The following is an 11,697-nucleotide window of genomic DNA, read 5'->3' on the forward strand; positions in this document are numbered from 1 at the left end:
GTCTCCCGGTTACTGCGATTTGAGTTGGATCGCCGGCGTCACCTGGCAGGCGCGCCAGGTCGGCAGCAGGCCGGCGGCGATGGCCGCCGACACCGACATCACGAAGGTCAGGCCCAGCATCTGCCAGTCCATGTGGGCGACGTTCGCCATGCCCTTGCTCTGCATGCCGATCAGAGCCAGGGCGCCGAAGGCCARCACCAGGCCCAGCAAGCCGCCGACGAGGCCGACCACGCCGGTCTCGATCAGGAACTGGTGGAAGATCTCGCTGCGCGAGGCACCCAGTGCGCGCCGGACGCCGATCTCGGAAGCGCGCACCGAGAACTTGGCCAGCAGCAGGCCCACCGTGTTCACCAGGCACAGCACCAGGAAGCCGAAGGCCAGCCAGGCGGACAGCTTGCTGTCGTTGCCGACCACCTTGAGCTTTTCCATCCACTCGTTCACGTTGTACAGCATGTTCGGAGCGTTGCGCTTCAGGCGGCCCAGCTTGCGCTGTTCCTTGGCGTAGTTGTCGATCCAGGTCTGCAGCTCGGCGCGGTCGCCGCTTGATCGAGTCTCGAACCAGAACTGGATCCAGGTGCATTCCGAGGCCAGCAGGCTGGCGAAGCCGGGGTCGCGGTTGGCGTTGCAGCTCATGCTGCCGGCGTGCTGGGTTTCGTGGCGGATCGCGGTCGAGAACGGGATGAAGAACTCTTCCGGCGTGCCGAAGCGGTTACCGCCGATCAGCTTGTAGTAGCGCGGCAGCGGCGCCCAGGTGTCGGTCACGCCGACGATGGTGAAGGGGGAGCCCATCAGCATCAGGCGCTGGCCGACCGGACTGGCGTCGCCGAACATCTTCTCGGCGGTCTCGCGGCCCAGCACCACGACGTCGGCGCCGCGGGCGTCGTCGGCCTCGCTCCAGGCCTGGCCGTGCAGGAAGGGTACGTTGAACATGGCGAAGAAGTCGCGGGTCGGCGCCAGGCCGGTGGCCGAGAACGCCGGTATGTCCTTGCGCGGCGGTTCGATCGCCGCCGGCACGCCGTACATCGCGGTGCGGCGCTCGCCCTGGCCGCTCTTGAGCAGGTTGGCGGCGTCCGGATAGCTCATCTGCATATCGCCCGGATCCTCGCCCGGCGTGTAGTCCGCGACCTGGCCGTTGTCGAACTGCGGCACGAACAGGCGGCTGCTCTTTTCCGGGATCGGGTCGGCCGACATCACGTGCAGGATGGTCAGCGTGGAGACGCTGGCGGCCACGCCGACGGCCAGCGTCAGCACCATCAGGGCCGTCAGCGCCGGGTTGCGGCGCAGGCTGCGCACGCCCAGCATGAAGTAGTAGGCAAACATGGCGGCGCCCTCCTTATGCGCTCACGGTGGCTTTGGCGTCGACCAGGGTCGGCCCGCGGCGCACCAGGTCGGACACCTGGCCGTCGATGATGTGGACGTTGCGGGTGGTGCGCACGGCCAGCTCGGGGTCGTGGGTCACCATCAGGATGGTGGTGCCGGCGGCGTTGATCTCTTCCAGCAGCTCCATCACGCCGCGCGCCATCGCCGTATCCAGGTTGCCGGTCGGTTCGTCGGCCAGCAGCAGCTTGGGGGTGCCGGCCAGGGCGCGTGCGATCGCCACACGCTGCTGCTGGCCGCCCGACAGCTCGGCCGGGTAGTGCTTCATGCGCGATGCCAGGCCGACCTTGGACAGCGCATCCTCGATGCGCTTCTTGCGCTCGGACGCGTTGAAGCCGCGGTAGCGCAGCGGCACGTCGACGTTGTCGTACAGGTTCAGGTCGGGGATCAGGTTGAAGCCCTGGAAGATGAAGCCGAGCTTCTCGTTGCGCAGGCGCGAGCGCTGGTTGTCGTCGAGGCCCTTCACGTTCACGCCGTCGAGGACGTATTCGCCCGAGGTGAATTCCTCCAGCAGGCCGGCGATGTTCAGGAAGCTGGTCTTGCCCGAGCCCGAGGGACCGGTCACGGTGACGAATTCGCCTTCCTTGACTTCGATCTCGAAGCCGCGCAGGGCGTGCGTCTCGATCATGTGGGTGCGGTACACCTTGGAGAGGTTGGTCATGCGCAGCATGGTCTTGTCCTTTGTTTGATTATTGATTGATCGAGACGCGGGTCGCGTTGTTGAATGCATCGGTGCCTGCCACTACCACTTTGTCGCCCTGCTTCAAACCGGAGAGGATCTCGACCGCCGAGACGCTGGTCGCGCCCAGCTGGACCGGGGTGCGGGTGGCGATGCCGTCGCGGACCACGTAGGCGTAGCGTCCGCCGTCCTGTTCGACGAAGGGGCCGCGCGGCAGCATCATGACGTTCGGCTTTTCCTCGATCAGCAGGCGCGCGGTCACGCGCTGGCTCTGGCGCAGGCCTTTCGGCTGCTCGCCGTCGAAGCGCACGCGCGCCAATACCATGTTCTTCACCACTTCCGGCGACAGCGCCGACAGCTTGCCGGTGGCGGTGCCGCCCGGCAGGGTGATCTCGGCGTTCATGCCCAGGCCCATGTCGGCCACATAGGTTTCCGGCACCTCGACTTCGACTTCGAGCTTGGACAGGTCGACCAGGGTCATCAGCGGCGCGTTGGCGGCCACCACCATCCGGTTCTGCACGTTCAGGGTGCCGATGAAGCCGTCCACCGGGGCGCGCACGGTCAGTTCGTCGACGCGGCGCTGCGCCTCTTCCATCGACAGCTTGGCGCGTTCCAGTTCGTTCACCTTGGTTTTCAGGGCCAGCTGGACGTCGTCGCCTTCCAGGACCGCCGCCTGGCCCGCGTGCTTTGCGCGGATCTCGGCCGACTGCAGCGCGTCCTTGGCCTTCTGGTAGTCGATCTTGGCGATCACGCCGACCTGGGCCACGCTCTCGTAGCGCTCCAGGGTGCGCTGGGCCGACAGGCGCTCGATCTCGGCGGTGTCGGCCTCCTTCTGCGCCAGCAGCTTCTGCTTGCGCGACAGGATTTGCTGGCGCGCCACTTCGGCCTTCAAGCCTTCGTAAGACGAGACTTCGCGTTTCAGCACGTCGGCCAGGTCGGGCGATTCCAGCACCGCGAGCACCTGGCCCTTCTTGACGGTGTCGCCGGCGGCGACCTTCAGGTTGACGGTGGACGCCGCCTTGGCGTACAGGGTCGGGCTGACGGCGGCGACCACGCGGCCATTGACGGAGGCATCGCGCACCAGGGTGCCGCGGGTGACCTCGGCCACGCGGATGCGGGCTGCGTTGACCGAGGCTTCGCTGCTGCGCCAGGTCGAGAACAGGCCGGCGCACAGCGCGGCGGCGGCGACCGCGGCGCCGATCCAGATGGCGCGGCGCTTGATGGCGTGTCCGGCCGACGGGGCGATGACGGCGTCTTGATGTGAGGTATCGCGAATCATGGTGTGGACATTCCTGGGTTTGGACAGTGCTGTTATTGCACGATCCGTGCCAGTTCTTAAGTCCTTGATTTATAGAGGGTCAGCTGTCCCGGACACGTTGTCCGCCGTGTCCGCGCGAGCCGTGTTACGGACAGGTCCGGACAGGACTTGAAATTTTGCCAATAGGAACAATTTCCTGAGCATGAGCCCGAATCCCTTCCTGTCCCTCTCCGCCTGGCGCCCCATGCTGACGCAATTCCTGAGCGGGCTCGCCCCGGTCGAGACCGAGCCGCCCGCCTATCCGTTCGCGCCGACCGACGTCGCCCGGCTGCACCGCCTGACGGCGGCGGACGACGCGGCCATCGACGACCAGACCTGGCGCGACCTGCTGATCGACCGCTATGCGGACAGCCTGTCCGGGGAAGTCAGCATCTTCGGGCGCCAGGAACTGCACCGCCGCCTGCGCGCCGGCGCTTCGGCGGAAGAGTGCGCGGCGCGGCGCGAACGCATCGAGCGCCTGCTGCGCGAGCCGGCGCAGCTGGACGGCCTGCAGCGGACGCTGCGCTCGCTGCGCCGCGCGGACACCGAGGTGGCCGGGCTGCTGTTCGATCCGCAGTGGCAGGCACCGCCGCGTCCGCGCTGGCTCGCCTGGGTGCGGCTGCTGCCGCTCGGCCTGGCCACCTCGCTGGCGGCGGTGCTGTGGACGCCCTGGGCCTGGATCCCTTTCGGTATCGTGATGTACTTCCTGATGACGCTGCAGATGCGCTACACCGACCAGGTGGGGACCTGGCGCCGCAGCACCTGGGCGCTGCGGATGCTGCTGCGGACGGTTTCGTTGCTGGATGGCGGCGGGYAGGCGCTGGCGGAAGATTTTTCGGGACGCGGCGCGCGGGCGGGGAAGATCGGCCGCAGCCTGTCGCGCGGCCTGGTGGCGGAAGCCATCCCCGACGCGGCGGCGTATGGCGACTGGTTCATGCTGGCCAACGTCAGGCACTACTTCAAGACCTCGCATATCGTGTCCGCCGAGCGCGCCTTCCTGCGCGAGTGCTACCGGCTGTGTACGGAACTCGAGGCCGACGTGGCGCTGGCGCGGCATCTGCGCGGCGTGGGCGCCTGGTGCTGGGCCGGCCGCGGCGACGGCAGGACGCTGGCGATGGAGGAGGGCGTGCATCCGCTGCTCGAAGGCGGCAATCCGCTGTCGCTGTCGCTGGCGGACAAGGGCGCCTTCATCTCCGGCCAGAACGGCGTCGGCAAGAGCACGTTCTTGCGCATGCTGGGCCTGAACCTGGTCGCCGCGCGCGCTTTCGGCTTCTGTTACGCGCGCCGTGCCGTGCTGCCGGCGCTGCCGGTGGTGGCCAGCATGCAGAACGAGGATTCGCTGCTGGACGGGCAGAGCCTGTACATCGCCGAGCTGGCGCGCGCCCGCGAACTGCTGGCGGCCAGCGAGCGCCGGCCCGTCATCTGCCTGGTCGACGAGATCTTCCGCGGCACCAATCACGAGGAATCGGTGGCGGCGGCAGCGGCCGTGGTGGACGAACTGGCGGCGCGCTCCATCGTCGTGATCTCCTCGCACAACCTGGTGCTCGGGCCGCTGCTGGCGCACCGGCTGGAACCCTGGCGCATCGTGCGCACCGACGGCGACGGCCTGCGCCTGGAGCCCGGCGTGCTGGGACAGACCAATGGCGTGGCCCTGCTGGCGCAGCGCGGCTTCGGCGTGGATATACAGAGGAAGGCGGAGCGGGTAGCGGCCTGGCTGGTGGAAATTCGGGAAATTCGGGGTCAGAGCACATTTTCGGAAAAAACGACTTTGTTTTCAAAGGCTTAGCGAAAATAATGTGCTCTGACCCCGAATTGAGGAAATTAACCGGAGACTAATCCTGGTTTGATGGGCGCGTCAGCTGCGGGGTTTCGGCCTGCCCTTGGCGATCACTTCGTGGCATTCGCCCTTGATGGTGGCGTTGTCGTAGTCGGTCCAGCCGTAGCTGTCGACGTAGCGCTTGTGCTGCTTGAAGCCGGGGTTCACGAAGCTCCATTCGAGCCGTTCGTCCGGGTAGCGCACGTCGCCCATGTCGAGCAGGGTGTGGAACATGTTTTCGGTCGCCAGTTTCGCCTTGCGGTGCTGCAGCAGTTGGGCGACCTTGTCCGGATAGCGCTCCTGGTAGGCGTCCGAATACCAGGCGAAGGCCGGGATGTGGAATTCGTATTGCGTGTTGTGGCCGTGGAAGACCAGGCGGCAGCTGTTGTCGTACAGGGTCTGGCCGTGGTCGGCCACGTACAGCATCGAGGCCGGCAGGCCGGTGTCGCGCAGCGAGTCGATCACGTGGGCCAGGAACCAGTCGGTATACAGGATCGAGCTGTCGTAACTGTTGTTGAGCTGTTCCTTGAGGCGGATATCGGTATAGACCGGCTTGTCGACACCGTACAGCGAGGGCTGCCATTTGTCGAACTGCTTCGGATAGCGGCGGCTGTAGTTCCAGTGGCTGCCCAGGGTGTGCAGCACCACCAGCTTCTTGGGCGCCGGGTCGAGCAGGGCGTGCCTGAGCGGGGCGAACAGGATCTCGTCGTAGTTCGACTGGTCGCTGTAGCCGCCCAGGTTCAGGAAATCGACCACGTCGGCTTCCTTGGCGAACACCGATACCGGCGTGTCGAACTTGCCGAACGAGATCTGGTTCGACAGCCAGAAGGTCTTGAAGCCGGCCTCCTTGAAGGCGGACAGGAAGGATTTTTCCGAGAACCCGTCCTTCAGGCTCTGGATCGCCGGCTTGCGCGAGACGATCACCGGCACCGACAGGCGGGTCGCCGAGACCGAGGTGATCACATCCGGCAGCACCACCAGGTTCGACTCCTGCGCCAGCTGCGGATTGGTCTCGCGCGCATAGCCATTCAGGCTCCAGCGGTCGTAGCGCGAGGATTCGCCGATCACCATCACCACCAGCTGCGGCTCGTCCTGCGGCCGGCCGGCGTGGGCGTGAAAGCGGAAATGGGCGCTGCGTTCGTTCAGGTCGGCCAGGTAGTGCCGCTCTTTATAGAAGTCGAGCCCGCGCGCCATCAGGCCGAAGGGCCAGGAGCGGGCGAAGGCGTCCAGGTCGAGCGGCAGGCGGGCCCAGTGCGCGAGCGGCGGCAGGCGGCCGGTAGAGGGCAGGCTGCCCGCGCGCGGCGGCGCGGTCTCTTCGGCACCGGGCTTCGCGGGCGCGGCCTTGGCCGAGTCGCCGGCCACGCTGGCCAGCGGCGGCGGCGCGATGCCGAACGTATGGCCATAGCCGAACACCGCCACGCCCAGGCCCAGCACGCCCATCACCACGATGCGCGAGACGTCGTCCCAGTCGAGGTCGCGGGTGCGCCAGGCCGCGATCCAGCTGCTGACGAACCAGGCGAGCACGCCGATGAAGACGGCGGCCAGCAGCCAGACTTTGCTGCCCAGGAATTCCATCGCTTCTTCCGGGCTGGTCTCGGCGATGATGCCGAGATGGTGGGTCGAGATGCCCTGGCCGTAGAAGGCGCGCAGATAGAACTCCACCGGCAGGCCGAGGAAGGCCGGCAGCAGCAGCCAGTGGAAGCGGGCGGGGCGCTTGAAGAAAGCCCAGGCGGCGATCCAGCAGACCAGCTCGATGCCCACCAGCTGGCCCGGGTGCGCGACCGGCTCGCCGAACAGCCAGGGGACGAAGGGCATGCACGACAGCACGAGGTAACTCAGCAGCACATACAGATTGCGCGGACGCAGCAGGGATCGCATCGAAGCCAGAGCAGAGGAGAAAGTCCGTCATTATCTCGCCTTTGCTAGTTGGAACGCTATTACCTCCGCACAAGGATCGAAAACCGGCGTACACTCGATGTATCGCCAGCGCGACATTCTTCCGGCAATTTCGCCGTCTTCCGCCCTTGCCGCGGTGCCCGGACTGCAAGTAGGTTGACCTTGACATGGTTCGGGTCTATACTCGCGAGTTCTCGAATTTATTCTGCACATCGTATACGCATTCAGGYCGCTCCCTTTGGTGAGTGGCTTTCGTCGCCTGTACAGGAAGCAATCCGGGACTAGGTTTCAGTCCCCGGGCAGTAGGACAGTCCGGGTCATCAACGTAGTAGCAAATTTTGTTGGATTAAGAACGATGCCAACCATCAATCAACTGATTCGCAAGCCGCGTGAAGCCGCGGTTGTGAAGAGCAAGTCGCCGGCACTGGAAAACTGCCCGCAAAAGCGCGGTGTTTGCACCCGTGTCTACACGACGACCCCGAAGAAGCCGAACTCGGCACTGCGTAAGGTCGCCAAAGTTCGCCTGACCAACGGTTTCGAAGTCATTTCGTACATCGGCGGTGAAGGCCACAACCTGCAAGAGCACAGCGTCGTCCTGATCCGCGGCGGCCGTGTGAAAGACTTGCCGGGTGTGCGTTACCACATGGTCCGCGGTGCACTGGATACCCAGGGCGTGAAAGACCGTAAGCAGGCCCGTTCGAAGTACGGCGCCAAGCGTGCGAAGGCTGCGAAGAAGTAATTCTCCGCTCCCGTCATACCGAGGTCACATTTAATAGTTAAGTTGAGCCGGCCGGAAGGCCGAGTAAGTGAAAGGTCATGAGGGCCTTTCGCGAGTGCGGATTAAGCACTCAACTGAAGACAGGAAGGAATTGAAATGCCACGTCGTCGTGAAGTACCCAAGCGCGAGATTCTGCCGGATCCGAAATTCGGCAATACCGATGTCGCCAAGTTCGTCAACGTTCTGATGCTGTCCGGCAAGAAGTCGGTCGCAGAAAACATCATTTACGGTGCGTTCGAATACATCCAGACCAAATCGGGCAAGGACCCGCTGGAAGTGTTCTCGACCGCGATCAACAACTGCAAGCCGATGGTCGAGGTGAAGTCCCGCCGCGTCGGCGGCGCCAACTACCAGGTGCCAGTGGAAGTTCGTCCGGTTCGTCGTATGGCTCTGTCTATGCGTTGGTTGCGCGAAGCCGCAAACAAGCGTAGCGAGAAATCCATGCCGCAACGTCTGGGTGGTGAACTGATGGAAGCCGCGGAAGGCCGTGGCGGCGCAATGAAGCGCCGTGACGAAGTCCACCGCATGGCTGAAGCGAACAAGGCGTTCTCGCACTTCCGCTTCTAAGCACACAGCAGTATCCGTTGTTCAGGCCGGGCGCGTTTTGATTTCAAAATGTTGCCCGGTTTTGTCCATTCAAAGATTTAGGAAAAATTATGGCACGCACTACCCCCATTGAGCGCTACCGGAATATCGGTATTTCCGCTCACATTGACGCCGGTAAGACCACCACCACCGAGCGCATCCTGTTCTACACGGGTGTGAACCACAAGATTGGTGAAGTGCACGACGGCGCCGCCACCATGGACTGGATGGAGCAGGAGCAAGAGCGCGGCATCACCATTACCTCGGCAGCGACGACCTGCTTCTGGAAGGGTATGGCCAACAACTTCGAGCCGCACCGCTTCAACATCATCGATACCCCGGGCCACGTCGACTTCACCATCGAGGTGGAGCGTTCGATGCGCGTCCTGGACGGCGCCTGCATGGTCTACTGTGCAGTCGGCGGCGTGCAGCCGCAGTCGGAAACCGTGTGGCGTCAGGCTAACAAGTACAAAGTCCCGCGTCTGGCATTCGTCAACAAGATGGACCGTACCGGTGCGAACTTCTTCAAGGTGTACGAGCAGATGCGCGCCCGCCTGAAGGCCAACCCGATCCCGCTGCAGATCCCGATCGGCGCCGAAGACAACTTCAAGGGCGTGGTCGACCTGGTCAAGATGAAGGCGATCTTCTGGGACGACGCATCGCAGGGCATGAAGTTCGACTACCGCGACGTGCCGGCCGAGCTGGTCGATCAAGCCAACGAATGGCGCGAGAAGCTGGTCGAGACCGCTGCTGAAGCGAACGAAGACCTGATGAACAAGTATCTCGAAGAAGGCGAACTGTCGGAAGCCGAGATCAAGGCCGCACTGCGTCAACGTACCATCAACGGCGAAATCGTTCCGATGATGTGCGGCACCGCCTTCAAGAACAAGGGCGTGCAGGCCATGCTGGACGCGGTCATCGAATACCTGCCGTCGCCGGTCGACATCCCGCCGGTCGGTGGTACCGACGAAGACGACCAGCCGGTCACCCGTAAGGCTGACGACAACGAGAAATTTGCTGCGCTGGCATTCAAGATCATGACCGACCCGTTCGTCGGCCAGCTGATCTTCTTCCGCGTGTACTCGGGCGTCATCAATTCGGGCGATACCGTCTACAACCCGATCAAGGGCAAGAAGGAACGCGTCGGCCGTATTCTGCAGATGCACGCCAACCAGCGCGAAGAGATCAAGGAAGTCCGCGCAGGCGACATCGCCGCTGCAGTCGGCCTGAAGGAAGCGACCACCGGCGAAACCCTGTGCGATCCGTCGGCACCGATCATCCTCGAAAAGATGGTGTTCCCGGAGCCGGTGATCCAGCAGGCCGTCGAGCCGAAGACCAAGGCTGACCAGGAAAAGATGGGCCTGGCACTGAACCGTCTGGCTCAGGAAGACCCGTCGTTCCGCGTGCGTACCGACGAAGAATCGGGCCAGACCATCATCGGTGGTATGGGCGAGCTGCACCTGGAAATTATCGTCGACCGCATGAAGCGTGAATTCGGCGTGGAAGCGACCGTCGGCAAGCCGCAGGTTGCATACCGCGAAACCATCCGCAAGGGTGTTACCGACGTGGAAGGCAAGTTCGTCAAGCAGTCGGGCGGCCGCGGCCAGTACGGTCACGCTGTCCTGAACGTCGAACCGCAAGAGCCGGGCAAGGGCTTCGAGTTCATCGACGCCATCAAGGGCGGTGTGGTTCCGCGCGAATACATCCCGGCAGTCGAGAAGGGTGTTCGCGAGACCCTGACCGCCGGCGTGCTGGCTGGCTACCCGGTCGTCGACGTCAAGGTGACCCTGGTCTTCGGTTCGTACCACGACGTGGACTCGAACGAAAACGCGTTCCGCATGGCTGGTTCGATGGCATTCAAGGATGCTTGCCGTAAAGCCAACCCGGTCATCCTCGAGCCGATGATGTCGGTGGAAGTGGAAACGCCGGAAGACTACGCCGGTACCGTGATGGGCGACCTGTCGTCCCGCCGCGGTATGGTGCAGGGCATGGACGAAATCCCGGGTGGCGGCGGCAAGATCATCAAGGCCGAAGTCCCGCTGTCGGAAATGTTCGGTTACTCGACCGTGCTGCGTTCGGCAACCCAGGGCCGTGCGACCTACACGATGGAATTCAAGCACTATGCTGAAGCTCCGAAGCACGTGATGGACGCCATCGTGACCGCGAAGTCCAAGTAAGCGTAGTCAGAAAAATCTAGTTAGTTGAGGGCAGGGCAACGGCGATGAGCCATGCCCTGTCCCACAAAAATTAAAATATATTGTTCTTTTAAAGGAAGATCAAAATGGCAAAAGGTAAATTCGAACGGACCAAGCCGCACGTCAACGTCGGCACCATTGGTCACGTTGACCACGGCAAAACCACCCTGACGGCTGCAATCGCAACCGTTCTGTCGAAGAAATTCGGCGGCGAAGCCAAGGCCTACGACCAGAGAGCACATCCTGCTGGCGCGTCAGGTTGGCGTTCCGTACATCATCGTGTTCCTGAACAAGTGCGACCTGGTCGACGACGCGGAACTGCTGGAACTGGTCGAAATGGAAGTTCGCGAACTGCTGTCGAAGTACGAGTTCCCGGGCGACGACCTGCCGATCATCAAGGGTTCGGCTCGTATGGCGCTGGAAGGCGCAGCTGGCGAGATGGGCGAAGACTGCATCATCAAGCTGGCCGAAGCCCTGGACACCTACATCCCGACCCCGGAACGTGCCGTTGACGGCGCCTTCCTGATGCCGGTGGAAGACGTGTTCTCGATCTCGGGCCGCGGTACCGTGGTGACCGGTCGTGTCGAGCGCGGCATCATCAAGGTCGGCGAAGAGATCGAAATCGTCGGCATCGTCGACACCGTGAAGACCACCTGCACCGGCGTGGAAATGTTCCGCAAGCTGCTGGACCARGGTCAAGCTGGCGACAACGTCGGCCTGCTGCTGCGCGGCACCAAGCGTGAAGACGTCCAGCGTGGCCAGGTTCTGGCCAAGCCGGGCTCGATCAAGCCGCACACCGACTTCACCGGCGAAGTGTACGTGCTGTCGAAGGACGAAGGTGGTCGTCACACCCCGTTCTTCAACAACTACCGTCCGCAGTTCTACTTCCGCACCACCGACGTGACCGGCTCGATCGTTCTGCCGGCCGACAAAGAAATGGTGATGCCGGGCGATAACGTGTCGATCACCGTCAAGCTGATCGCCCCGATCGCGATGGAAGAAGGTCTGCGCTTCGCAATCCGCGAAGGCGGCCGTACCGTCGGCGCCGGCGTGGTTGCCAAGATCATCGCCTAA

8 protein-coding genes and 1 pseudogene are annotated in these 11,697 nt (G+C 63.6%); 5 read left to right on the forward strand and 4 right to left on the reverse strand.

What is annotated here, in order from left to right:
- Positions 1 to 9: 9 nt before the first annotated feature.
- The 3 genes from AC1DIX_RS26790 to AC1DIX_RS26800 are packed head-to-tail and all read right to left on the reverse strand — an operon-like array spanning position 10 to position 3,335.
- On the reverse strand, positions 10 to 1,320 hold the full coding sequence (locus tag AC1DIX_RS26790; protein ID WP_477328302.1) for an ABC transporter permease: 1,311 nt from the start codon (positions 1,318 to 1,320) through the stop codon (positions 10 to 12).
- A gap of 13 nt (positions 1,321 to 1,333) precedes the next feature.
- On the reverse strand, positions 1,334 to 2,047 hold the full coding sequence (locus AC1DIX_RS26795) for an ABC transporter ATP-binding protein (protein WP_442124180.1): 714 nt from the start codon (positions 2,045 to 2,047) through the stop codon (positions 1,334 to 1,336).
- Positions 2,048 to 2,066: 19 nt separating this feature from the next.
- A complete protein-coding gene (locus tag AC1DIX_RS26800) occupies positions 2,067 to 3,335 on the reverse strand; it encodes an efflux RND transporter periplasmic adaptor subunit (protein WP_477328304.1) in 1,269 nt (422 codons plus the stop codon).
- 181 nt (positions 3,336 to 3,516) lie between these two features.
- On the opposite strand from AC1DIX_RS26800, the gene AC1DIX_RS26805 reads away from it, so the two are divergent.
- Positions 3,517 to 5,139, forward strand: coding sequence for a MutS-related protein (locus tag AC1DIX_RS26805; RefSeq protein WP_477328305.1), 1,623 nt, complete (start codon positions 3,517 to 3,519; stop codon positions 5,137 to 5,139).
- A gap of 69 nt (positions 5,140 to 5,208) precedes the next feature.
- Here the strand turns inward: AC1DIX_RS26805 and AC1DIX_RS26810 are convergent, their stop codons facing one another.
- A complete protein-coding gene (locus AC1DIX_RS26810) occupies positions 5,209 to 7,047 on the reverse strand; it encodes a phosphoethanolamine transferase (RefSeq protein WP_477328307.1) in 1,839 nt (612 codons plus the stop codon).
- A 373-nt stretch (positions 7,048 to 7,420) separates the two neighbouring features.
- Here AC1DIX_RS26810 and rpsL point away from each other — a divergent pair, with 373 nt between their 5' ends.
- The 4 genes and pseudogenes from rpsL to AC1DIX_RS26830 all read left to right on the forward strand — a co-directional run bounded on the left by rpsL (position 7,421) and on the right by AC1DIX_RS26830 (position 11,697).
- Complete coding sequence (rpsL, locus tag AC1DIX_RS26815; RefSeq protein WP_036240557.1) at positions 7,421 to 7,804, forward strand: 30S ribosomal protein S12; 384 nt, start codon at positions 7,421 to 7,423, stop codon at positions 7,802 to 7,804.
- A gap of 135 nt (positions 7,805 to 7,939) precedes the next feature.
- Positions 7,940 to 8,410, forward strand: a complete 471-nt coding sequence (rpsG, locus tag AC1DIX_RS26820) for a 30S ribosomal protein S7 (RefSeq protein WP_442124184.1) — start codon at positions 7,940 to 7,942, stop codon at positions 8,408 to 8,410.
- 89 nt (positions 8,411 to 8,499) lie between these two features.
- Complete coding sequence (gene fusA / locus AC1DIX_RS26825; RefSeq protein ID WP_442124185.1) at positions 8,500 to 10,605, forward strand: elongation factor G; 2,106 nt, start codon at positions 8,500 to 8,502, stop codon at positions 10,603 to 10,605.
- A gap of 104 nt (positions 10,606 to 10,709) precedes the next feature.
- Positions 10,710 to 11,697: pseudogene (locus AC1DIX_RS26830) on the forward strand (elongation factor Tu).

This window comes from Massilia sp. 05N420, from assembly GCF_056397205.1.